Origin of the sequence: Iamia sp. SCSIO 61187 (assembly GCF_019443745.1) — a bacterium.
In the GTDB taxonomy this organism is placed as follows: Bacteria; Actinomycetota; Acidimicrobiia; order Acidimicrobiales; family Iamiaceae; genus Iamia.
Map to the genome: position 1 here is coordinate 4,430,308 of NZ_CP050948.1, position 22,497 is coordinate 4,452,804.

General features: G+C 73.9%; 25 protein-coding genes and 1 pseudogene. 9 read left to right on the plus strand and 17 right to left on the minus strand.

What is annotated here, in order from left to right:
* Together HC251_RS21300 and HC251_RS21305 are read right to left on the minus strand one after the other, a co-directional pair.
* A complete protein-coding gene (locus HC251_RS21300) occupies nt 1-366 on the minus strand; it encodes an MmcQ/YjbR family DNA-binding protein (RefSeq protein ID WP_219942604.1) in 366 nt (121 codons plus the stop codon).
* An 11-nt stretch (nt 367-377) separates the two neighbouring features.
* Nucleotides 378-1,481, minus strand: coding sequence for a DUF6687 family protein (locus HC251_RS21305; protein WP_219942605.1), 1,104 nt, complete (start codon nt 1,479-1,481; stop codon nt 378-380).
* Nucleotides 1,482-1,648: 167 nt separating this feature from the next.
* Between HC251_RS21305 and HC251_RS21310 the strand changes: the two genes are divergently transcribed.
* Both HC251_RS21310 and HC251_RS21315 read left to right on the plus strand, forming a co-directional pair.
* Entirely contained in the window at nt 1,649-2,020 is a 372-nt protein-coding gene (locus HC251_RS21310; RefSeq protein WP_219942606.1) for a TraR/DksA C4-type zinc finger protein, read from the plus strand.
* 166 nt (nt 2,021-2,186) lie between these two features.
* Nucleotides 2,187-3,398: an amidohydrolase family protein gene (locus HC251_RS21315; protein ID WP_219942607.1), complete on the plus strand. Its 1,212-nt coding sequence runs from the start codon at nt 2,187-2,189 to the stop codon at nt 3,396-3,398.
* 2 nt (nt 3,399-3,400) lie between these two features.
* Here the strand turns inward: HC251_RS21315 and HC251_RS21320 are convergent, their stop codons facing one another.
* Nucleotides 3,401-3,895 carry a GNAT family N-acetyltransferase gene (locus tag HC251_RS21320; RefSeq protein ID WP_219942608.1) on the minus strand — a complete coding sequence of 165 codons (495 nt, stop codon included), beginning with the start codon at nt 3,893-3,895 and terminating at the stop codon, nt 3,401-3,403.
* Between the two features lie 77 nt (nt 3,896-3,972).
* Between HC251_RS21320 and HC251_RS21325 the strand changes: the two genes are divergently transcribed.
* Nucleotides 3,973-4,485, plus strand: coding sequence for a GNAT family N-acetyltransferase (locus tag HC251_RS21325; RefSeq protein ID WP_219942609.1), 513 nt, complete (start codon nt 3,973-3,975; stop codon nt 4,483-4,485).
* Between the two features lie 63 nt (nt 4,486-4,548).
* Here HC251_RS21325 and HC251_RS21330 read toward each other — a convergent pair whose 3' ends face one another.
* Together HC251_RS21330 and HC251_RS26435 are read right to left on the minus strand one after the other, a co-directional pair.
* Entirely contained in the window at nt 4,549-4,884 is a 336-nt protein-coding gene (locus HC251_RS21330) for an MGMT family protein (RefSeq protein ID WP_219942610.1), read from the minus strand.
* Nucleotides 4,885-4,940: 56 nt separating this feature from the next.
* Nucleotides 4,941-5,766: pseudogene (locus HC251_RS26435) on the minus strand (hypothetical protein).
* 90 nt (nt 5,767-5,856) lie between these two features.
* On the opposite strand from HC251_RS26435, the gene HC251_RS21340 reads away from it, so the two are divergent.
* Nucleotides 5,857-6,438 (plus strand): sugar O-acetyltransferase, encoded by a 582-nt coding sequence (locus HC251_RS21340; protein WP_219942612.1) that lies wholly within the window; start codon nt 5,857-5,859, stop codon nt 6,436-6,438.
* A gap of 24 nt (nt 6,439-6,462) precedes the next feature.
* Here the strand turns inward: HC251_RS21340 and HC251_RS21345 are convergent, their stop codons facing one another.
* Nucleotides 6,463-7,173: a hypothetical protein gene (locus HC251_RS21345; protein ID WP_219942613.1), complete on the minus strand. Its 711-nt coding sequence runs from the start codon at nt 7,171-7,173 to the stop codon at nt 6,463-6,465.
* A gap of 204 nt (nt 7,174-7,377) precedes the next feature.
* Complete coding sequence (locus tag HC251_RS21350; RefSeq protein WP_219942614.1) at nt 7,378-7,977, minus strand: HupE/UreJ family protein; 600 nt, start codon at nt 7,975-7,977, stop codon at nt 7,378-7,380.
* 290 nt (nt 7,978-8,267) lie between these two features.
* Between HC251_RS21350 and HC251_RS21355 the strand changes: the two genes are divergently transcribed.
* A complete protein-coding gene (locus HC251_RS21355; protein ID WP_219942615.1) occupies nt 8,268-9,230 on the plus strand; it encodes a thrombospondin type 3 repeat-containing protein in 963 nt (320 codons plus the stop codon).
* Between the two features lie 298 nt (nt 9,231-9,528).
* The gene (locus HC251_RS21360) at nt 9,529-9,741 is read left to right on the plus strand and encodes a hypothetical protein (RefSeq protein ID WP_219942616.1); all 213 of its coding nucleotides are present in this window, start codon (nt 9,529-9,531) and stop codon (nt 9,739-9,741) included.
* A gap of 37 nt (nt 9,742-9,778) precedes the next feature.
* On the opposite strand, the gene glnA (HC251_RS21365) is transcribed toward HC251_RS21360, so the two are convergent.
* The gene (glnA, locus tag HC251_RS21365) at nt 9,779-11,203 is read right to left on the minus strand and encodes a type I glutamate--ammonia ligase (protein ID WP_219942617.1); all 1,425 of its coding nucleotides are present in this window, start codon (nt 11,201-11,203) and stop codon (nt 9,779-9,781) included.
* 423 nt (nt 11,204-11,626) lie between these two features.
* Nucleotides 11,627-12,634: a glutamine synthetase gene (gene glnII, locus HC251_RS21370; protein WP_219942618.1), complete on the minus strand. Its 1,008-nt coding sequence runs from the start codon at nt 12,632-12,634 to the stop codon at nt 11,627-11,629.
* Between the two features lie 291 nt (nt 12,635-12,925).
* Between glnII and glnA (HC251_RS21375) the strand changes: the two genes are divergently transcribed.
* Together glnA (HC251_RS21375) and HC251_RS21380 are read left to right on the plus strand one after the other, a co-directional pair.
* Nucleotides 12,926-14,269, plus strand: coding sequence for a type I glutamate--ammonia ligase (gene glnA, locus HC251_RS21375; RefSeq protein ID WP_219942619.1), 1,344 nt, complete (start codon nt 12,926-12,928; stop codon nt 14,267-14,269).
* A 21-nt stretch (nt 14,270-14,290) separates the two neighbouring features.
* Nucleotides 14,291-14,971 carry a winged helix-turn-helix domain-containing protein gene (locus tag HC251_RS21380; RefSeq protein WP_219942620.1) on the plus strand — a complete coding sequence of 227 codons (681 nt, stop codon included), beginning with the start codon at nt 14,291-14,293 and terminating at the stop codon, nt 14,969-14,971.
* 53 nt (nt 14,972-15,024) lie between these two features.
* Here the strand turns inward: HC251_RS21380 and HC251_RS21385 are convergent, their stop codons facing one another.
* The 6 genes from HC251_RS21385 to HC251_RS21410 form a co-directional block, all read right to left on the minus strand.
* The gene (locus HC251_RS21385) at nt 15,025-15,183 is read right to left on the minus strand and encodes a hypothetical protein (RefSeq protein ID WP_219942621.1); all 159 of its coding nucleotides are present in this window, start codon (nt 15,181-15,183) and stop codon (nt 15,025-15,027) included.
* A 42-nt stretch (nt 15,184-15,225) separates the two neighbouring features.
* Nucleotides 15,226-15,573: a RidA family protein gene (locus HC251_RS21390; RefSeq protein ID WP_219942622.1), complete on the minus strand. Its 348-nt coding sequence runs from the start codon at nt 15,571-15,573 to the stop codon at nt 15,226-15,228.
* A gap of 5 nt (nt 15,574-15,578) precedes the next feature.
* Nucleotides 15,579-17,168, minus strand: coding sequence for a 2Fe-2S iron-sulfur cluster-binding protein (locus tag HC251_RS21395; RefSeq protein WP_219942623.1), 1,590 nt, complete (start codon nt 17,166-17,168; stop codon nt 15,579-15,581).
* A 46-nt stretch (nt 17,169-17,214) separates the two neighbouring features.
* Nucleotides 17,215-18,069: a hypothetical protein gene (locus tag HC251_RS21400; protein ID WP_219942624.1), complete on the minus strand. Its 855-nt coding sequence runs from the start codon at nt 18,067-18,069 to the stop codon at nt 17,215-17,217.
* 59 nt (nt 18,070-18,128) lie between these two features.
* Nucleotides 18,129-18,449, minus strand: coding sequence for an iron-sulfur cluster insertion protein ErpA (gene erpA, locus HC251_RS21405; RefSeq protein ID WP_219942625.1), 321 nt, complete (start codon nt 18,447-18,449; stop codon nt 18,129-18,131).
* A gap of 88 nt (nt 18,450-18,537) precedes the next feature.
* Entirely contained in the window at nt 18,538-19,311 is a 774-nt protein-coding gene (locus HC251_RS21410; RefSeq protein ID WP_219942626.1) for a metalloregulator ArsR/SmtB family transcription factor, read from the minus strand.
* A gap of 62 nt (nt 19,312-19,373) precedes the next feature.
* Between HC251_RS21410 and HC251_RS21415 the strand changes: the two genes are divergently transcribed.
* Nucleotides 19,374-20,585 carry an Mrp/NBP35 family ATP-binding protein gene (locus HC251_RS21415; protein ID WP_219942627.1) on the plus strand — a complete coding sequence of 404 codons (1,212 nt, stop codon included), beginning with the start codon at nt 19,374-19,376 and terminating at the stop codon, nt 20,583-20,585.
* A 71-nt stretch (nt 20,586-20,656) separates the two neighbouring features.
* Here the strand turns inward: HC251_RS21415 and HC251_RS21420 are convergent, their stop codons facing one another.
* Complete coding sequence (locus HC251_RS21420) at nt 20,657-21,331, minus strand: response regulator transcription factor (RefSeq protein ID WP_255566516.1); 675 nt, start codon at nt 21,329-21,331, stop codon at nt 20,657-20,659.
* Nucleotides 21,328-22,464 (minus strand): sensor histidine kinase, encoded by a 1,137-nt coding sequence (locus HC251_RS21425; RefSeq protein ID WP_219942628.1) that lies wholly within the window; start codon nt 22,462-22,464, stop codon nt 21,328-21,330. The genes HC251_RS21420 and HC251_RS21425 overlap by 4 nt, the downstream gene beginning before the upstream one ends.
* Between the last annotated feature and the right edge of the window lie 33 nt (nt 22,465-22,497).

The window sequence follows — 22,497 nt, forward strand, 5'->3', positions numbered from 1 at the left end:
TCAGCCCGGGCGCGCCTCGGGGTGGTCGTCGAGGTAGGCCTTCAGGACCCGCTTGGGCGCCTTGGCCAGCCAGGCGTCGGTGATCAGCTCGGTCAGCTCGTCCTCGTCGACCTCCTCGAGCCGCACGAGGACGGTCGGGTAGCCGTCGTAGTGGGGTGTGGTGAAGAACTTCCGCTCGTCGGAGGCCAGGAGGGCCTCCTTCTCGCCGAGATCGGCGACGAAGCAGACGAGGGCGCCCTCGGCCTCGGAGCGGATGCGCAGGAACCCCTTGTCCTTCACCCGGAACCCGGGCGACCCGAACCAGGGCTTCTCGGTGGTCTCCGGGAGCGCCAGGGCGATCCGGCGGACGTCGTCCTCGGTGGCCATGGCCCGGAAGGCTACGCCTGGGCCGCCGAGGCGAGGGCGGGTGCGAGGCGCGTCGCGACCTCGGCCGGCGGGTGGGCGCTGGGCGTCGGCCGGCTGCCGTCGTCGAGGAACGAGAGGATGACCGGGAAGGCCCGCCCGGGGACGGCCGCGAACGGGTCGACCTCGTCGGCCACCACCCAGGTGCCGGGGCGCCGCTCGTCGGCCCGCAGGGCGGCCACCGCCTCGGCGAGCGGCGCGGACCGGATGCGCCACGTGTTCGACGACCCCGTGCCCTCCAGCACCGGCGGCCGCCAGCGGTCCGGCGTGTGGGCCCACACGTAGGTCGGCAGCCACAGGTCGTGGGTCCAGCCGCCGTCGACCGGCAGCGACACCAGGTGGGCGGCCTGGCCGTGGGCCCGGTTGCGGACGTGGGGCCACAGCCACACCGTCGCGTCGACGACGGCGTTGAACGGCGGGAGGTGCAGCGCTGCGGTGCGGTCGTCGCCGCCGAGCGGGGGCAGGACGTAGGCGACGAGGCGCGGGTCGACCTGGGTGACGGCCACCTCGCGGCCGAGGCGGGCCGCCTGGGCTTCGAGGAGGTCCCACCCGGCGGTCACCGATGGCGTCTCGGGGTGCGTCCCGGCCAGCACGGCGCGGGTCAGGGCGAAGGCGGCCTCGTAGGCCTCCTGCGGGTCCCGGCCCGGCGCCCCGAACCCGCCCATCAGCAGGGTCAGCTCCTGGGCGAGCACGAAGGCGTCGCGATCGCCCCCGGCGGCCAGGTCGCCGACCTCGGCAGCGCCGACGACCACGTCCCGGTGGGCCAGGGCGAGGTCGGGGTGGACGAGGCAGAAGACCGAGAGGATCCCGTCCACGTCGACGTGGTTGTTGACCGCCAGGTCGTAGGAGCCGGCGTCGGCGGGCGGGTCCTCCAGGAACCGCACGCAGATCTCGGTCGAGGTGTCGGCCGCCCACCGGTCCGGCGTCGAGGTCGGGACCCAGCGGCTGAGCTCGAGGTCGGCCCCGGGCCGGAACGACGCGCCGGCCGACCCGTCGACGTAGAGGGTGCGCGCTGACGGCGGGACGGGAGCGGCCGAGCCGAGGATGTGGACCCGGGGGACGGCGGTCGGCGGCGGCACGTCGGCGACGGTACGACCTCACGCCGAGGTGATGTCGAGGGCCCGGTGACAGCGGTGCGACCGAGGTGGCGGCGGCCGTCGCGCAGAGTTCACAGATCCGATGGCGTCGACCGGCTCCGACGGCTGTAGGTTGCCAGCCCCCCACCCTCCGAGGACTGCACCCAGCGATGGCAACCAAGCTCAACGTCACCAGCCACCAGAAGCGACTGGAGTCGCTGCGCGACGAGGCCACCGAGCGCCTCGAGCAGCTCACCAAGGACTACGACGCCCTGGCTGAGGTCGGCACCGACGTGGGGTCGGGCGACGACGAGGGCGGGTCCGAGTCCGACGGGACCTTCGTCGAGCGGGACCGCATCCGGGCCCAGATCGCCGAGGACCGCAAGCTCCTCGAGGAGATCGAGGTCGCCCTGGGCCGAGCCGAGAGCGACGACTGGAAGACCTGCACGTCGTGTGGCGGCCCCATCGGCGCCGACCGCATCGAGGCCCTCCCCACCACCACCCTCTGCGTCACCTGCAAGGCCTCCCGCACCACCTGGTGACCTGACCAGGCGCGTCGCCGGCCGGCGAGGCACCAGCCGAGTGGCCCTGGTGACGGCCGGCGAGGCGTCCGCCGAGTAGCCCGGGCGACGGCCGGCGAGGCGCCAGCCGAGTGGCCCTGGTTGACGGCGGCGCCCCACCAGGAGCGCCGTGCGGTAGAGAGGGCCCATGGCGCGGACCCTCTTCCACGGCGGCCTCCTCTTCGACGGCACGGGCAGTGACCCGGCGCCGGCCGACGTGGTGGTCGACGACGACCGCATCGCCCACGTCGGGGCACCGGGCACGGGCGACGGCGACACGACGGTCGACCTCGACGGCCAGACCCTGCTGCCGGGACTGTTCGACTGCCACGTCCACGTCACCTTCGACGGCTTCGACGTGATGGCGGGCATCCAGGAGCCGTTCTCGTACCGCTTCTACATCGCGGCGCGGAGCCTGCGGCGGACCTTGGAGGCGGGCATCACGAGCGTCCGCGACGCCGCCGGGGCCGACGCCGGGATCCGGCGCGCCGTGGACGAGGGGATGGTCCCCGGACCGCGGATGCAGATCGCCATCGACATCATCAGCCAGACCGGCGGCCACGGCGACGAGCACTTCGGCTGCGGCCACCGCATCCCACTGGTGAGCCCGGAGTACCCGGGCCACCCGTCGGCGATCGTCGACGGCCCCGACGAGATGCGGAAGATGGTGCGCACCCTCATCCGAGAGGGGGCCGACGTCCTCAAGGTCGCCACCAGCGGCGGGGTGCTGAGCCCGGTGAGCGATCCCAAGCGGGCCCAGCTCCGGCCGTCCGAGCTGGACGTGCTGGTGGAGGAGGCCACCGCCGCCGGCCGCTTCGTGATGGCCCACGCCCAGGCGACCGACGGGATCAAGAACGCGGTGCGGGCCGGGATCCGCTCGATCGAGCACGGCATCTACCTCGACGACGAGGCCATCGAGCTGATGGTCGACCGGGGCACGTGGCTGGTGCCGACGCTCATCGCCCCCATCTGGGTCCTGGAGTCGGTCGACGCCGGCGCCCGGCTCACCGCGGCCCAGGTCCACAAGGCCCGGATGGTCGTCGACGACCACGCCGCCTCGTTCCGGCGGGCGGTCGAGGCCGGCGTCAAGGTCGCCATGGGCACCGACGCCGGGGTGGGCCCGCACGGCGACAACCTCCGCGAGCTCGAGCTGATGGAGGCGGGGGGCATGGCCCCGACCGAGGTGCTCCGGTCGACGACCCAGGAGGCGGCCCGCCTGCTGGGCGTGGACGACCGGCGGGGCACGGTCGAGGAGGGCAAGGACGCCGACCTGGTCGTGGTCGACGGTGACGCCCTCACCCTCGCCGGCCTCGGTGACCGCGTGGCCCAGGTGTGGAAGGCGGGCCAGCGCCTCGTGTGAGGTCAGGCGGGCTTGGTGTAGACGAGCATGTCGGTGTCGATCTGCCAGTCGCGGTCCGGCTGGCGCCGGTAGCCGAGCCGGGCGTAGAGCTGCTGGGCGCCGGCCATCTCCCGCATGGTCGAGAGGACGACGGCGCGGTGGCCGGTCCGCCGGGCCTCGACCTCGACGCCGGCCATGAGCGCCTCGGCCACCCCCCGGCGCCGGGCCGGGCCGGCGACGGACAGCATCCGGACCTCCAGCTCGCCGGGGACGGCGACCTCGGCCCACGGGGTCCCCGCCGGCGCCAGGGTGACCGAGCCCACCACCTCGCCGGCGATCTCGGCCACGAGCACCGTCCCCTCCGCCATCCGGGTGGCGGCGTCGCGCAGCAGCACGGCGTACTCCTCGCCCCCCTCGATCTCGAGGTAGCCGTCGCCCCGGTACGCCGCCTCGGTGATGGCGCCCACGGCGTGGAGGTCGTCGGCATGGGCGGGGCGGACGACGATCGGCTCGGGCACGGGGCGAGGGTAGCGACGGCGCCCGCCGAGGCGAACCCCACCGGCCGGGCGCCCCGCCGGGGCGTACCGTGCTCGCCATGACCGAGCTCCGCGGCCGCATCGTCCGCCTGCGCGACCCGGCCGAGGGGGACATCCCCGACCTGGCCCGGATGCGCGAGCACCCCGAGCTCCACCACCGATGGCGGGGCGGCGACGACAAGGTGGCGGCGGTGCGCGAGGACATGGCCGAGGACGGGTCCGTCGGGCTGGTGATCGAGGTCGACGACCGCGTCGTCGGCTGGATCCAGTACAGCGAGGAGCTCGAGCCCGACTACAAGCACGCCAGCATCGACATCTACGTCGACGCCGACGTCCACGGGGTGGGGATCGGGACCGACGCCATCCGCACCCTCGCCCGGCACCTGTTCGAGGATCACGGCCACCACCGCATCGAGATCGACCCGGCGGCCGACAACGAGGCCGCCATCGCCTGCTACACCAAGGTCGGCTTCCGGCCGGTGGGCATCCTCCGCCAGTCCGAGCGGGACAACGACGGCACCTGGCACGACGCCCTGATGATGGACATGCTCGCCAGCGAGCTCACGCCCTGACCGTCGCCGTCGGCAGTCCTGATCGGTCGGCGTCGGCCTGTCCTGGCCGGCGAGCGCCTCCGATCACGTCGCGGCGGGGTGGACCCGACGGTGCTCGTCGACCCGGTGGCCCTCGGCCTCGAGCCTCGGGACCTGGGTCGGGGCATGGCTGCGATAGACCCGGCCGTCGCCGGGCAGGACCCGCCACCAGGGGAGGCCGGGCGCGGCCCGCAGCACGTTGGCCACGGCCTGGCCGGCGCCGGGCCGTCCGACCTCCTCGGCCACCTCGCCGTAGGTCGCCAGCTCCCCCGGCTCCAGCCCGGCCACCGCGGCCACGACCCGGGCCTGGAACGGCGTCGGCTCGTGGTCGTCCGGCCAGGGGGCGGCGCGCGGCGGCATGGTGTCGTCGACCCTCGCCATCGGGCGCAAGGTAGCGACCGGCCGCGCCGGCGGCGCTCCCCCGTCCGGGCGATCCCTCACCCGGCCAGCAGGCGCTCCAGGGAGGCGACCACGGCGGCGACGAAGCGGTCCCGGACCGGGGGTGGGACGCGGTCGAGCGAGAGGTAGGGGTTGAGGTCCTCGAGCTCGACGAGCAGGAGCTCGCCGGTGGCGGTGCGGCAGCAGTCGACCCGCTGGATGCCGTGGTCGACGTCGTTCCAGTCGACGAACCGCTGGGCCAGGGCGAGGTCGGCGGCGCCGGGCCCGTACGGCGTGAGCTCCCAGCGCTTCCTCGCATCGCTCGTGCGCAGGGCGTAGTGGAAGGCCCGGTCGACGTAGGTGAACGACACCTCCTCGACCATGGCGATGCGGGGCTGGACCAGGGTCGTCCCCGAGCTCGAGGTCGGCCAGCGCCGCGGGCGCGACCACCTCCAGCCCGATCGAGTCGGCGCCGAGGAGGGGCTTGGTGACGTAGGCGTCGGCGGCGGGGAGACGGCCGAGGTCCGCACGCCGGGACACCGTGGGGATCACGGGCCACCCCGCGGCGCTGAGGTCGACGAGGTACTGCTTGCCCCGGGCGTCGCCCTTGGCGGCGAGGGAGGTGAACACCTTCGTGCCCCGGGCGGCGGCCTCGGTGCGGAAGCGCTCGTAGGCGGCGAGGTGGCCGATCACCGGTCCGGTGTTGCGGAGCACCAGGGCGTCGAAGCGGTCCATCAGCTCGACGGCGTCGGTCGGGTGGGCCAGGGCCACGGTGAAGTGCTCGCGCAGCCGGGCCGAGAGCCACACGTCCTCGTCGCCGTAGCGCCGGCCCCGGGCCTCGTAGGTGGGGTCGGTGAGGTAGAGCAGCGACGGCCGGGGCACCACCCCACCCTGCCCGACCTCGGGCTCCGACCATCGGGCGACCCGACCTCGGGTGCCGATCGGGCACCCGGGCTCGGCCCGTAGGGTCGACGGATGCGCGACGCGCCGGACCCCGACGACAGGCGATCCATGCGGGAGCGGATGCTGGCCGGCAGCCCCTACCTCGCCGACGACCCCGAGCTGGAGGCGCTCTCCCGGGCCGCCCGCGCCCGCCAGGACCGCTACAACGCCAGCCCGCACGACCGGGCCCTGCGCCGCGAGCTGCTGGCCGAGCTGCTCGGAGCGGTGGGCGAGGACACCGAGATCCGCCCGCCCTACGCCTGCGACTACGGCATCCACACCCGGGTCGGTGCCCGGGTGTTCGCCAACTTCGGCCTGGTGGCCCTCGACGTGGCGCCCATCACCATCGGCGACGACGTGCAGATCGGCCCGAACGTGCAGCTGCTCACGCCCACCCACCCGATCGACCCGGACCTGCGCCGGCAGCGGTGGGAGGCGGCGGCCCCGATCACCATCGAGGAGAACGTGTGGATCGGCGGCGGCGCCATCGTCCTCGCCGGGGTCACGGTCGGGGCGGGCAGCGTGGTCGGCGCCGGTGCCGTGGTCACCCGCGACGTCCCGCCCGACGTCGTGGTGGTCGGCAACCCCGCCCGCGTCCTCCGCCCGACGCGCTGAGGCGCGTCGGGCGGGGACGGCTGATCAGCCGATCGCGGCCTGGATGGCCTCGACGTTGGCGGTGACGATGGCGACGGGGTCGGGACCCTCCTCGACGCCGGCCGGGCCGACGAACTGGAAGACGGAGAGGACGTTGGCGACCTGGGCCACGACGATCGCACCCTCGGTGCCGTCGGCCTCCGAGGTCACCTCGATGGCGTAGGCGTCGGTGCCGACCGCCTCGGACACGTCGGTCGGGGCGCTCAGGGTCAGACCGGGCTCGGTGGTGTCGGTCTCGCAGGACAGGGCGTCCTGCGACGCGGCGAGGGTCTCCGCCGCGGTGCCCTCGTCGGCGTAGCTGCGGACCTCGTGCTGGAGGAAGAGCTGCAGCTCCTCCTCGGCCAGCACCGTGCCGGCGATGTCGTCGGACGGGTACTCCTCGTCGATGCTCGTGCCGCAGGGGCCGGGCTCGGTCGAGGTCTCGTACTCGGCCTCGACGAAGCCCTCGCCGACGTCCTCCGGGGTGACCAGCAGGCTGGTCAGGTCGACGGCGGCGCCGGCCTCGGCCTCCTCGCCCTCGGCCTCGGTGTCCTCGGTCTCGGCCTCGGTCTCGTCGGTGGCGGCGGTGTCCTCGGTCTCGGCCTCGGCCTCGGTGGTGTCCGACGAGGTGTCGTCACCGTCGTCGTCGCCGCAGGCGGAGAGCGAGAGGGTCAGGGCGAGGGCCGCGGCCCCTGCGATGAGTGGGCGGTAGCGCATGGATCTCCAATGAGGGTGTGGACGGCCGCGGCCGGGCTCACCCCAGGTCCCCACCATGGTCCGATCGGGGCCTACGCCCCGAGCGGCGAGACACCATGGCACGCCGACCCCCCGGCCCCGCCATCTGACGGTCACCGCCCGAACCGGGCCGTGACCGCGGCCGCGTGCTGCCGTCCGGCGGGGCGCGTACCTGCCGGGAAGGGGCTACGCGCCGGTGACGAGGAGGGCGCCGGCGGTGGCGACGAGCGCCCCGGCCGCCACGCGCGCGGCCGGGGCCCGGCGCAGTCCGAGACCGATGCCGGTGCCGGCCAGGTGCAGACCCGCGGTCGCCACGACGAACCCGGCCATGTAGGCGAGGGGCGTGGCGCCGCCGGGGAGCTCGGCGCCGTGGGCCTGGCCGTGCAGCGCCCCGATGACGACGGCGGCGAGGGGGAGCCAGAGGCTCGAGGTCTCGGTGCGGGCGACGATCAGCCCACCCAGCCCGACGACCGACGCGGCGATCGCCAGCTCGACGAACGGCGCGTCGACGCCGCCGAACCCGAGCAGACCGCCGGCGACCATCCCGGCGAGGAACCCCACGGGCGTCAGCCAGGCGATGCGCCGATCCTTGGCGATGGCGGCCAGCACACCGACGGCGACCATGGCGAGGAGGTGGTCGACGCCCACCAGCGGGTGGGTGAGGCCGTCGCCGGCACCGCCGGCGGGCAGGCCGGAGTGGGCGGCCACCGGGTGGGCCACGAGCACCGTGGCGGCAGCGGCGCCGACCGAGACGGCGAGGGTGCGGCGGGACGGGCGACGGCTCATGGCTGCGGGACCTCTCGTGGGGCGGCATCGGGACGACGGGTCGACGCATCGTCGCGCGCCGGTGATCCGCCCCGTGACGGACCGCGAGGGCAGGGTCGCGCCTCGCCTCACTCACCCGAACACCTGATGGCGCGCCGTCGTGACACGTGGCACGATGCCCGCCGGGGGGCGCCACCGGCGGCCTCGGGGGGCGTTGCGTTGATCTGCCGGCAGCAGTTGGTCGCCGAGCCGGCAGGGAGCGAGGGCGAAACCGACGTCCGGATCCATCCACGAACAGAACTGGACTGTCGATGCACATCAAGAAGCTGCTCGCGGGCGCGGCCGCGCTCGCCCTCGCCGGCCTGGCCGGCACCCTGCCGGCCGCCGCCGCTGACAGCGAGGTGGTGACCGAGGGTGACGTGACCCGCCAGGTGGAGAACACCCCGCCCACGGACGACTGGGTGCTCTACACCCGGACGGGGACGCCTCCGACCGCCGGCGCCTTCGTCGACGACGCTGACGCTCCGCTGGGCACCGGGAGCCTCCAGCTCACCACGGTGACCGGCTCGGAGAAGGTGTTCCTCTTCAACTACGACCACATCGGCACCGACTTGGGCGATGTCGACGACATCTCGTACTCGACCTACCGGCAGGCCGGCAGCGCCCAGCAGGTCGCGGCTCTCAACCTGCAGGTCGACTACAACGGCGCGGCCGCCGGCGGGTTCACGACCCTCGTCTACGAGCCCGTCTACAACAACGCCACCCAGCCGGTCGTCACCGGCGTGTGGCAGGACTGGTCGGCGGACGGGTCCGGCCGGTGGTGGTCGACCCAGCCCATCAACGGACAGGGCGCCGGTGCGACGGTCGCGAACTTCAGGACCTGGGACCAGATCGTGGCCAACAACCCCGACGCCGTCATCCTCGGTGGCGTGGGCGTGAACCAGGGCAGCGGCAACCCCGGCCTGGTCTCGAACGTCGACGCCCTCACCTTCGACGAGACCACCTACGACTTCGAGCTCGTCAAGGACACCGACGGCGACGGCGTCGAGGACGGCGACGACAACTGCATCAACGACACCAACCCCGACCAGGCCGACGCCGACGGCGACGGCCAGGGCGACCCCTGCGACCCGGACGACGATGGCGACGGCATCCCCGACACCGCCCCGCCCACCGACAAGGACCAGTGCAAGAAGGGCGGGTACGCCACGTTCAACAACCCCTCGTTCAAGAACCAGGGGCAGTGCGTGAGCTACGTGGCCGCCCAGCAGTAGCCGGGCCCATCGAGCCACCGGGCCCGCATCGAGCGGGAGTGGCCGACGAGCCTGGACGGGTCATGAGCCGCCCCCGGCCCTCGGGCCGGGGGCGGTCCCGCGCCTGGGGTCGAGCACGCCGAGTGCGGCGACCAGCCTTGCTGCGATGCGGTCGAGCTGGTCACGGCTGGGGTGGGAGCCCCATCGGGCCGAGATGACGAACCCGTCGCCCGCGTGGCGGGGGAGACGCCACGCACGGTTGGCAGCGCACGGGGGCGGTCGACCTACCATCACCCCGACCGTTGCCGAGGAGGCACCCGTGAAGAAGCTGTTGGCGTTCCTGTCCGCCGTCATCGCCAGCGTCACACTGTTCGCGTCCCAGGCCGCGGCCACCGCCGGCAGCAACACCGGGACGGGCGGCGACGCCGAGGAGCCGACCTGGGTCATCCCGCTGGTGGTGCTGTTCGTCCTCATCTGCGCCGCGGCTGCGTTCCTCGGCGTCCGCCGGCCCAAGGACGACAGCTCGTTCTGAGGGCGCGGCGCGGCCCACCCGGGGCCTGGCGGCCGCGTCAGATGTCGTAGTACAGCGTGAACTCGTAGGGGTGGGGGCGCAGGCGGAGGGCATCGACCTCGTGGGTGCGCTTGTAGGACACCCACGTCTCGAGGAGGTCGTCGGTGAAGACGTCACCGGCGCGGAGGAAGTCGCTGTCAGCCTCGAGGGCGTCAAGGGCGGCCTCGAGCGAGGCCGGGACCTGGGGCACGCCGGCCAGCTCCTCGGGCGGCAGGTCGTACAGGTCCTTGTCGACCGGCTCGGGCGGCTCGATGCGCTTCTCGATCCCGTCCAGGCCGGCCAGCAGCATGGCGCTGAAGGCGAGGTACGGGTTGCAGGTGGAGTCGGGGCAGCGGAACTCGACCCGCTTGGCCTTGGGGGAGAGGTTGGCGATCGGGATCCGGCACGACGCCGACCGGTTGCGCTGGCTGTAGACGAGGTTCACGGGCGCCTCGTAGCCGGGCACCAGCCGCTTGAAGCTGTTGGTCGTCGGGTTGGTGAACGCCAGCAGCGCAGGGGCGTGGTGCAGCAGCCCGCCGATGTACCAGCGGGCCAGGTCCGACAGCCCGGCGTACCCGGTCTCGTCGTAGAACAGCGGCTCGCCGCCCTTCCACAGCGACTGGTGGGTGTGCATCCCCGAGCCGTTGTCCTCGAACACCGGCTTGGGCATGAACGTGAGGCTCTTGCCCGCCTCCCACGCCGTCGACTTGAGGACGTACTTGAACGTCATCAGCTTGTCGGCCATGGCGAGGAGGGTGTCGTACTGGATGCCGATCTCACCCTGGCCGCCCGAGGCGACCTCGTGGTGGTGGAGCTCGACGGGGACGCCGACCGACTCCAGGGTGAGGCTCATCTGCGAGCGCAGGTCCTGGAGGTGGTCCATGGGCGGGACCGGGAAGTACCCCTCCTTGGTGCGGGGCTTGTGACCCAGGTTCGGGCCCTCGTCGCGCCCGGTGTTCCACTGCGCCTCGACCGAGTCGACCTCGTAGAACGAGCCGTTGGGGCGGGTCGCGAAGCGGACGTCGTCGAAGACGAAGAACTCCGGCTCCGGGCCGAAGAAGGCGGTGTCGGCCAGGCCGGTGGAGAACAGGTGCTGCTCGGCCTTGCGGGCGATGTGGCGCGGGTCGCGGCTGTAGCTCTCGCCCGTCAGGGGGTCGGCCACGAAGCAGTGCAGCACGTAGGTGGGATGCTGCCGGAACGGGTCGAGGTAGCCGGTGTCGGGATCCGGGATCAGGATCATGTCCGACTCCTGGATCTGCTGGAACCCCCGCACCGAGCTGCCGTCGAAGGGGTGGCCGGTCTCGAAGTGGCCCTCGTCGAGCACCGCGGCGGGGATGGTGACGTGCTGCATCACCCCGGGCAGGTCCGAGAACCGGAAGTCGACGAAGGCGACCTCGTGCTCGGCGATGACGTCGAGCACCTCGGCCGGCGTGCGCTGCTCCACGGGCGTCTCCTCACAGGTCGGACGGGGAGAACCTAACCCCGGGCGCGACACCCGCCGGCGAGCGAGCCCGCGAGCGAGTGGCGCAGACGAACGGGGGCCGGTCCCCGTGGGGACCGGCCCTCGTCTGTTCTGGCACCGTGGAGCGACAGCGGTGACGCCTCGCGCAACCAGAACGGCCGCCGCCCCCGGTTTGCGCCGTTCTGACACCGTGAGGCGACAGCGGTGACGCCCAGCGGTGTCAGAACCGAGGACGACCGTCCGACAGGACCTCGAGCATCGAGCTCGGCGTCGCCCCGGACCACCTCGGCGATCAGCAGCGCCGGCGGCGCATCGGCACGGATGGTGCCAGGCACCTTCCGTGCGCCCGACGCGACGAGGGCCGGCCCCCCAGGGGGACCGGCCCTCGACCGCAGGCGGTGGGCCCTACAGGGCGGCCGAGCAGATCGTGTTGGTGATCAGCCGGGTGACGACGTAGGGGTCCATGTTGGCGTTGGGCCGACGGTCCTCGATGTAGCCCTTCTTGTCCTGGGCGACCTGCCAGGGGATGCGGACCGAGGCGCCGCGGTTGGAGACGCCGTAGCTGTACTCGCTCCACGGGGCCGTCTCGTGCAGGCCGGTGAGGCGGTGCTCGATGTCGGCGCCGTAGCCGGCGATGTGCTCCTCGACCTTGCCCGGGGCGCCGAGCGCCTCGCAGGCGGCGATGATGGCGTCGTAGCCCTCGCGCATGGCCTTGGTCGAGAAGTTGGTGTGGGCGCCGGCGCCGTTCCAGTCACCCTTGACCGGCTTGGGGTCGAGGGTGGCGGCGACGTCGAAGTCCTCGGCGATGCGGTACAGGAGGTAGCGGGCGAGCCACATCTGGTCCGACACCTCGAGGGGCGAGAGCGGGCCGACCTGGAACTCCCACTGGCCGGGCATGACCTCGGCGTTGATGCCCGAGAGGGTGATGCCGGCCTCGAGGCACGCCTCGAGGTGGGCCTCGACGATGTCGCGGCCGTAGACCTCGTCGGCGCCGATGCCGCAGTAGTAGAAGCCCTGCGGCGCCGGGAAGCCGCCCTTCGGGAAGCCGAGGGGGTGGCCATCGGAGAAGAAGGTGTACTCCTGCTCGATGCCGAACAGCGGCTCCTGGTCGGCGAACTGGTCGTCGATGGCCCGCAGCGCCGCCCGCGTGTTGGTCGGGTGGGGGGTCATGTCGATGAGCAGGACCTCGCACAGCACCAGGACGTCGTCGCCGCCCCGGATGGGGTCGGGCACGACCTTGACCGGCTGGAGGACGCAGTCCGACTGGTCGCCGGGGGCCTGGTTGGTGCTGGACCCGTCGAAGCCCCAGATGGGCCACTCGTCCGGCGCCTCGGCGACGACCTTGGTCTTCGACCGCAGGCGGGCGGTCGGCTCGGTGCCGTCGATCCAGATGTACTCGGCCTTGATCGCCACGGGCGTGGCTCCTTCGCTCTTCTCGAGGATGTGGGGTGGTGGGACGGCGGCACCCTGCCAGCGGGGCGTGTCACTGCCGTTTCCCGATTGTGAACTGGGTGTGAACCGGGCATCGGGCCCTCCCCGACGGTAGCCACGTCCCCACGCACCGGCCTCGCCAGGCGTCGTCCCCCCAGGTCACGAGCGAGATCCGTCACATCGATCCCAAACCTGCTTGTCCGACTGTGAACGTGATGTGAACCCGGGCCCCGTCAGGTTGCCAGCGGCCGGCGCGGCGACGACGATGCGCACGTGGATCCCCAGAAGGCCTACGTGTTGCGCACCGTCGAGGAGCGGGGAGTCCGGCTCATCCGGCTCTGGTTCACCGACGTCGTGGGCCAGCTCAAGTCCTTCGCCATCTCCCCCGCCGAGCTCGAGTCGGCCTTCGACGAGGGGATGCAGTTCGACGGCAGCGCCATCGACGGCTTCAGCCGCATCCAGGAGTCCGACGTGCTGGCCCGGCCCGACCCCGGCAGCTTCGAGCTCCTCCCGTGGGGCCAGACCGACGAGACCGCGGCCCGCATGTTCTGCGACATCACGAACCTCGACGGCAGCCCGTTCGAGGGCGACCCCCGCCAGGTCCTCAAGCGCAACCTCGACCGGGCCCGGGAGCGGGGCTTCAGCTTCTACGTCGCCCCCGAGATGGAGTTCTTCTACTTCGCCGACGAGGAGGGCGGGATGGGCCATCGAGCGCCCACGCCGCTCGACAACGGGTCGTACTTCGACCTCACGACCGCCGACGTCAGCTCCGACCTCCGCAAGCGCACCATCCACACGCTCGAGGCCATGGGCATCCCGGTCGAGTACTCCTTCCACGAGGACAGCCCCAGCCAGCACGAGATCGACCTGCGCTACACCGACGCCCTCACGATGGCCGACAACGTGATGACGTTCCGCCTGGTGGTGCGGGAGATCGCCATGGAGCGCGGCGTGCACGCCACCTTCATGCCGAAGCCGATCAGCGGCGTGCAGGGCTCGGGGATGCACACCCACATGTCGCTCTACGAGGGCGACAGCAACGCCTTCGCCGACGCCAGCGACCCCTACCGGCTGTCGAAGATCGGGCGGGGCTTCATCGCCGGGCTGCTCCACCACGCCCCCGAGATCACCGCCGTCACCAACCAGCTGGTCAACTCCTACAAGCGGCTCATCCCCGGCACCGAGGCCCCGGCCCACGTGTCGTGGGCCCGCAACAACCGCTCCGCCCTCATCCGGGTGCCGGTCACCAAGTCGGGCAAGGACGCCTCGGTCCGGATCGAGTTCCGCTCCCCCGACCCGGCCTGCAACCCGTACCTGGCCTTCTCGGTCATCCTCGCCGCCGGGCTCAAGGGCCTCGACGAGGGCTACGACCTCCCCGAGGAGACCACCACCAACGTCTTCGAGCTGACGCCGGCCCAGCGGGCGGCCGAGGGGCTGCGCGAGCTCCCCCAGTCGCTGGCCGACGCCCTCGACGTGATGGAGGGCTCCGAGCTGGTGGCCGAGGCCCTCGGCGAGCACATCTTCGGCTGGTTCATCCGCAACAAGCGGAGCGAGTGGGCCGACTACAAGAAGCAGGTCACCCCCTACGAGCTGGAGCGCTACCTCGCGGCCTGGTAGGCCGCGCAGGAGCTGAACCCCATGGAGCCCTGGCTCGTCTACCCCGATCCCCCGCCGCCCGAGCTGGTGCAGACCCTCGAGCTGGCCGGTCACGCCTGGAAGGCCATCCCCGACGAGGTCGCCGTCGCCCGCCTCGACCCCGAGACGAGCTGGCGCGGTGCCGTCGTGACCCTGGGCGACGCCCCCGAGACCGGCCTCGCCGTCTGCCGGGCCCTGCGGAAGCGGGACGTGCCCATCGAGCCCGTCCTGCTCCTCGTCCGGGGCGCCGGCCTGGCCGACCTCGAGCTGCGCGACGACCTCTACGACGACTTCTGCCTCGACCCGTTCCACCCCCGCGAGCTCGAGGCCCGGCTCCGGCACCTGCTGTGGCGGGCCGGCAGCGGGTCCGGCCCGGAGATGATCGAGTACGGCGGGCTGGCCCTCAACCTGGAGACCTACCAGGCGGCCATCGAGAACCGGCCGCTCGACCTCACGTACATGGAGTACGAGCTGCTCAAGTTCCTGGCCCAGCACCCCGGACGGGTGTTCACCCGAGAGACCCTGCTGAGCCGGGTCTGGGGCTACGAGTACTACGGCGGCGCCCGCACCGTCGACGTCCACGTGCGGCGGCTCCGGGCCAAGCTGGGCGAGGAGCACGCCGGCCTCATCACCACGGTGCGCTCGGTCGGCTACCGCTTCGGCCAGTCCCGCTGGGGCTCGTAGGGCTCTGACCGGGGCGCGCTCGGATCACCTCGGAGGCGATCCGTGGTCGGTGCCTAGCGGTTGAGCTCGATCAGCTCGGAGCCCTCGTTGGCGGCCTCGCCCTCCTTCTTCAGGAAGAAGCCGAGGGTGCCGGCGATCGCGCCCCCGCTCAGCGCCACCCCGACGGGGATCACGACCACGAGGACCACAGCGATGATGATGGCTCCGATCACCCCGCCATCTTGCCCCGCCGCCCCCCGACCGGCGAACCGGGGCTACGAGGGCGCCATCGCCCAGCACTCCACCTCGACGCGGCAGTCGAAGGGCAGGGCGGCCACGGCGACGCAGGAGCGGGCGGGACGGGGGTCGGCGAAGGTGGCGACCCACCGCTCGTTGAGGACCGGGTAGTCGGCCATGTCGGTGAGGAAGACGGTGGTCTTCACCACGTCGGCCAGCGAGGCGCCGGCCTCGGCCAGACGGTCGACCACGTTGGCCAGGACCGCGTCGACCTGCTCGGCGAAGGGCTTGTCGTGGAGGAAGGTGCCGTCGCGCAGGGGGACCTGACCGGACACGGCGATCCACCCTCCGGCGGTCACGACGGGCGTGTACGGGGCGTTCGTCATGCCTGTCACGGTAGGCCGGTCGGGAGGTCGGTGGGGGCGCCGGCCGCCAGCCAGGCGGCGGTGGCCACGGCGACGAACACGGCGTCGGATCCGTTGACCGGCGGCCGGTCGGACGCCACGACCTCGACCTCCACCGGCGGCATCTCGGAGGCCTTGAGGATCCCGAACGAGCGGATGGTCAGGTCCTCGATGACGCCGTCGGGCGTCACCGCCAGGCCCTCGCTGCGGATCCACGACAGCGCCTGGTGGGCGGCGCCGATGCAGAAGCTGCGCAGGACGACGGGGTCGAGGGGGTCGCCGGCGGACACCCGCACCCGCACCGACCCGTCGGCGGCGATGGTCGCCTCGGCCTCGCCCCCGTCGGGGCCGGTGACGGGCCCCGGACGGGCGACGGCGGCGAGCAGCAGGGCGGCCTCGGCCCAGCCGGCGGCGCGCAGGCCGGCGTCGGTGGGCGGGCCCGCCGTCTCGACCTCCTCGACCACCAGCCCCGGGGCGACCCGGGCCACGGCCGCCGCAACCCCCGGCGTGGCCACGATGCGCAGGACCCCGGTGCCGTCGGGGCGCACTCCGCCGGCGACGGGGGGCCGCTTGGGGCCGAGCCGGACGACGTCCTCGCGGGCGAGGAGGACGCGCACGGGGCGGTCGTGGCGGTCGGCGAGGGCGCGCGCCGCCGAGGCGACCGGCGACGAGCGCTTGCCGCCGAAGGCGCCGCCGTTGACCAGCGGGCCGACCGGATCGCCGCCGGGCGCGCACCAGGCCGCATCGGGTTCGAGGTAGGCGGGCTCGACCCAGCAGGTGCGGAGCGTCGCCGCCCACTCCCCCGCCGGCAGGTCGAGCGGAGGCACGGGGTCGACGGTGGTGCGTCGGCCCTGGACCTTGCCGGCCTGGCGGCGGGCGGCGGCGAGGGTCTCGGCGACGATCCAGCCACCGCGCCCGTCGGGGACGGCGACGAGGGCGTCGGCGGGGGCGCTGTCGTCGGCGAACCCACCCCGGCCCAGGGCGACCTCGGGCCCGACCGTCTGGGGGGCGTGGCCCTCGATGCCGGCCCGCCGCGACGCGGCATCGAGGTCGCGGTCCGGGCCGGCGGGGCGCGCCGACGGCCCCGTGGGTGCGGCGACGGCCGCGTAGGCGTCGTGGATGGGCCGCCACCCGGTGCACCGGCACAGGTGGGCGGCGAGCGCCCGGTCGACGCCGGCCTCGTCGTCGGGGGCCACGCCCTTGGCCCGGGCCCCCTCCAGCCGGCAGATGATCCCCGGGGTGCAGAACCCGCACTGGCTGGCGCCGGTCGCGGCGAAGGCGTCGGCCCACGCCGCGGCGACGTCGGGATCGAGCCCGTCCACGGTCGTGATCCGACGCCCGGCGACCCGCCGCAGGGGGGTGACGCAGGCGACGCGCGGCGACCCGTCGACGAGCACCGTGCAGCACCCGCACTGGCCCTGGGGGGAGCAGCCGTCCTTGGCCGAGCGCACGCCGAGGTGGTCGCGCAGGGCGTCGAGGAGGGTGATCCCGTCGTCGGCCACCTCCACCGGGCGACCGTCGACCTCGAGGGCCACGGTGCTCGCCGGGGGCTGCGATGAGGGGGCCGGGTCGGTCACCCCTCGACCCTACGGCCGACCTCCGCCGGGTCCGAACCGGACGGGGTCAGGCCGTGAGGCGGGCGAGGGCCTCGGCCAGCTCGTCGCTGTCGTAGATGACGTCGAGGCGCTCGGCCACGGTGCCGTCGGCGGCCACCAGGAAGAGGCACGGCTCGTACGGCAGCTGCCACGCGGCGACGGCGGGGGCGAGGGTGGCCTCGGGGCCCTCGGCCTCGACCTCCTCGGCCGACTCGTAGACCTCGACGTGGATGAAGGTGACGTCGGGGGTGGCTGCCTGGGCCTCGACGAACAGGTCGAGCACCGGGCCGCAGATGGCGGTCTGGCAGAACGCCGGCGTCGACACCAGCACCGCCGTCGGGGAGGTCCCGAGCACCGACTCCAAGCCCACCTCGTGGAGGGGGCAGGGCGGCTCCTGGGTGCAGATGGGATCGACGCAGCGGGGGTCACCCACGGTCGGCGTCGGCGTCGGCGGGAGCGGCTGGCCGGGCCGGGGGATCGCGATCTCCTCGACCGCGCGCACCTCGAAGGCGGCGTCGACGGGGGACCCGTCGACCTCGGTCACCGCTCGGTAGAAGCCGGGCTCCGGGGTCGTGAGCAGGAGCGGGTAGTACGACCGGGGCAGGCCGGCGTCGCGCCGGGCGACCTCGATGCCGGTCTCGACCGGGTTCCCGTCGACGTCCTGGACGGTGAAGGCCAGCGTCGCGGGGGCGTCCTCGACGAGGGCGCCGCTGGCGTCGCCCACCCCGAGGGGGATCCGACCCGGCTCCCCGGGCACGAGGCTGGAGCCGCTGTCGGACATGAGCACCAGGACCCGGTCGGACTCCGTCGGCTCGCTCGACGGGTCGGGGTCGGTCGCGCCGTCGTCGTCATCGCCGCAGGCGGCCAGGCCGCCGACGACCACCAGGCCACCGAGGGCGGCGGCCCCGCGCAGGACGGTCCGACGGCTGAGGCCGCCGGCGCTCAGCTGAAGCTCTGGCCGCAGCCGCAGGTGCGCTGGGCGTTCGGGTTGTTGATGGAGAAGCCGGCCTGGGTGAGGCCGTCGGCGTAGTCGAGGGTGGCGCCCTCGAGCAGCATGGCGCTCGACGGGTCGACGACGACCTTGACGCCGTCCTTCTCTACCGAGAGGTCGTCGTCGGCGATCTCGGTGTCGAAGAACATGTCGTAGCTGAAGCCCGAGCAGCCGCCGGGACGGACGGCGACCCGGAGGGCCAGGCCCTCGTCACCCTCGGCGGTGATGAGCTCCGAGACCTTGCTGGCGGCCTTGTCGGTGAGTGCGATCACGTGCGCTGCTCCTCCTCGTCGTGTGCGCTCGCGCGCAGCACCGCGAGCCTACCGTCGGTCCGCCCCGCCGCACCCCTCGGGCTGGACCTCAGGCCGGTGCGGGCTCGGTGGCGGGGTCGGCCGACAGCCGGATCTCCACCTGGCAGGGGTCGCGGTCGACCAGGGACCCGAAGCCGACGACCTCGCCCCCTCCGGTGGCGTCGACCACCCCCTCGATGAGGCCGCGGTGCAGGCCGCAGAGCAGGTCGGGGCGTTGGGTGGCCAGGTCCCGGAAGGGACAGTGGGCGAAGGCGATGGTGACGGCCTCGGCCCCGGCGACCGGGTCCTCGTCGATCAGCAGGGCGGGGTCGAAGCCCATGGCGTCCAGCTGGGCGACCACCGCGGTCAGACAGCCCCGGTGCCGGAGGCGCTCGCCGTCGGCCCGGCCCTGGTCGCGCCCGGCGTCGAGGGCGTCGGCCCCGTCGGCCCCGGTGGACGCGGCGATGCGCAGCAGCATGCGGGCCAGGATCGGGAACGACGCCGGCTCCAGGCCCAGGCTGGGGGCGTCGGCGGCGAGGGAGTAGAGGTGCTGGGGCCGGCCCACCCCACCGCGGGAGTCGGTCCGGACCTCGAGCAGGCCCACGTCGCGCATGCGCTCGAGGTGGGGGCGGACCGTGTTGGGGTGGAGGTCGAGCACGGCGGCCACGTCGGCGGTGGCCAGGGGGCGGGGGGACCGGGCCAGCTCCAGGTAGATGGCGTAGCGGGTGTTGTCGCCGAGGGCCTTGAGCACCGCCAGGCGGCCGGCGTCGTGGGCGTCGTCGGGTCCGTCGGGGCGCTCGACGACAGGGTCGCCGCTCACCTGACCCGGGGTGTCGCCGTCCACACCGCTGAGGCTACCGCCCCCAGCCCGGGGTTCTCCCGGCCACCGCCGGTAGAATCCCCCCCGTGAAGGTCGACCTCGATGAGCTGCGAGCACTGCTGCGGGGCGTGATCGACCCGGAGCTGGGCAGCGACATCGTCGATCTCGGCATGGTTCGGTCGATCACCGCCACCGACGAGGGCGCCGTCACCGTCACCATCGCCCTCACCACCTCCGGGTGCCCGCTGCGGGCCCAGATCCAGCGCGACATCCGCACCCGCCTCGGCTCCGTGCCCGGCGTGGCGTCGGTGAAGCTGGAGTGGTCGGAGATGACGGCCGAGGAGCGCACCGGCGCCATGGCCAAGGCCCGCTTCAACGTCTCCCAGCGCGACGAGGACACCGCCGTCGGCCCCACCACCAAGGTGATCCTGGTGGCGTCGGGCAAGGGCGGGGTCGGCAAGTCGTCGGTCACCGTCAACCTCGCCACCGCCATGGCCGCCCGGGGCCTGAAGGTCGGGGTCCTCGACGCCGACGTCTGGGGGTTCTCGGTCCCCCGCATGCTCGGCATCGACGGCCGCCTGGCCGGCCACGAGCGCGACGGCCGCAAGGTGATGGTCCCCCACCGCAAGCCGGTCGGGTCCGGCGAGCTGCGGGTCATCTCCATGGGCTTCCTCGTCGAGGACGAGGCGTCGGCCCTGATGTGGCGCGGCCTGATGCTGAACCGGGGCGTGCAGCACTTCTTGCAGGACGTCGAGTGGGGCGACGACCTCGACTACCTGCTCGTCGACATGCCGCCGGGCACCGGCGACGTCCAGATGGGCGTGGCCAAGCTGATCCCCCGGGCCGAGGTCCTCGTGGTCACCACGCCCGCACTCGCCGCCCAGAAGGTCGCCGAGCGGGCGGTCAGCATGGCCCGCAAGAGCTACCTGCGGGTGGCCGGCGTGGTCGAGAACATGAGCGCCTTCACCTGCGACCACGGCGAGACCTACGCCCTGTTCGGCACCGGTGGCGGCGCCGCCCTGGCCGAGTCGTCGGGCGCCCCCCTCCTCGCCCAGATCCCCCTCGAGGCCGACGTCGTGCGGGGCGGCGACACCGGCGAGCCCGCCGCCCTGGGCGACGGCCCGGCGGCCGAGGCCTTCCGGGCCCTGGCCGAGGCCGTCGTGGTCGAGGCCGTCCCGCCCGTCGCCATGGCCGGCTGCACCGCCCGCATGCTCGACGCCGCCGTGGCCGCCCTCGACGCCCTCGACGAGTCCGAGGCCGGGGCCCCCGCCGAGACCCCGGTCGACCTGCCCACCTGACCGGCGCCACGGATGGTGCCTGGCACCTTTCGTGCCGGACCACGGATGGTGCCTGGCACCGTGCGTGGCCGTCAGTCGCCGGGCTGCACCAGGCCGAGGTCGTAGGCCAGGATCACGGCCTGGACCCGGTCGCGGAGGCCGAGCTTGGCGAACACCCGGTTGACGTGGGTCTTCACCGTCGACTCGCCCAGGTGGAGCTCGGCCGCGATCTCGCCGTTGGTGCGCCCCCGGGCCATCGCCAGGAGGACCTCCCGCTCGCGCTCGGTCAGGTCGCGGAGGACCTCGTCGACCCGCGCCGTCGGCGTCGGCGGGGCGAGGCGGTCGAGCAGCCGACGGGTCACCGACGGGGCCAGCAGGGCGTCGCCCCGGGCCACGGTGCGCACGGCGTCGACCAGCTGGCCGCGGCTGGCGTCCTTCAGGAGGAACCCCGAGGCACCGGCCCGCAGGGCGTCGTGGACGTGCTCGTCGAGGTCGAAGGTGGTGAGGATCAGCACCCGCAGCGGGTCGGTCACCCCCGGCCCGGCGAGGGCGGTGGTGGCAGCGATGCCGTCGAGGACGGGCATGCGCACGTCCATCAGGACCACGTCGGGCCGGACGCGACGGGCGACCTCCACCGCCTCCCGGCCGTCGGCCGCCTCGCCCCGGACCTCGATGTCGGGCTGGGCGTCGAGGATGGCGGCGAAGCCGGCGCGCACGACGGGCTGGTCGTCGGCGATGACGACCCGCAGCGGGCCGGGCCCGGTCACGTCGGCCGCCCCAGGGGCAGGCGGGCGGCGACGGCGAACCCGCCGGTGGGGCGGGGCCCGACCTCGAGGTCGCCGTCGAGCAGGGCGACCCGCTCCCGGATCCCGACCAGGCCCCGGCGCCCGGGGTCGAGGTCGGGCCACGGGGAGGCGCCGGGCCCGTCGTCCTCGACGACCAGCTCGAGGCGGGCCGGGTCCCAGCCCACGCGCACGCGGGTCGGGGCGGCACCGGCGTGGCGGACGACGTTGGTGAGCGCCTCCTGGACGATGCGGTAGGCGCTCACGTCGAGCCCGTCGTCGACGGGGCGGGGCTCGCCGTCGACCACCAGCTCGACGGGCAGACCCGCCGAGCGCACCCGCTCGACCAGCTCGGGCAGGCGGTCGAGCCCGGGCTGGGGCTCGGTCCCGGTGGGGCTGTCGTCGCGCAGGACGCCGAGGAGCCGGCGCAGCTCCACCATGGCCTGGCGGCCGGTGGCGGAGATGTCGTCGAAGGCGGCGACGGCGGCCTCGTCGCCCCGCGCCTCGGCCGGCGCGGCGCCGGCCTCGGCCTGGACGACCATGACGCTGACGTGGTGAGCGACCACGTCGTGGAGCTCGCGGGCGATGCGCTGGCGCTCGGCGGCGAGGGCGCCGTCGACCTCGGCCCGGCGGCTGCCGGCCACCGCCGTCAGCCGCTCCCGGTAGGCCGCCCCGAGGGCGAGGGCGGCGAGGGCCGGGACGAACACGGAGTACCAGTCGTCGGGGCCCGAGTCGGCCGACAGCACGACGGCGACGATGCCGGAGCTGACGAACACCCCGGCGACCCCGAAGGTGGCGGCCCGGCTCGAGAGGGCGGCCACGGTGGCCAGCGACAGGACCATCGACGCGTACACCGGGGGGTCGGGGAGCTCGGCGAAGCCGTAGGTGCTGATCAGCACCCCGACCATCACCGACGTGGCGAGCGGCCAGCGTCGCCGGACCACCAGCACCGCCCCGGCGGCGAGCAGGAGGGCGGCGCCCCCGAGCGTCTGCCGGGGGTCCCCGGGGTCCCGCTCCGCCCCCGCCACGGCGCCGAGCAGGTCGAGCAGCCCGACGCCGAGGCCCAGGGCGACGTCGATCGCCGGCGGGGCGAGGCGTCGGGTCCGGGACGGGGTCATGGCGACGACGGTACCGATGCCCCGTCGCCCGGG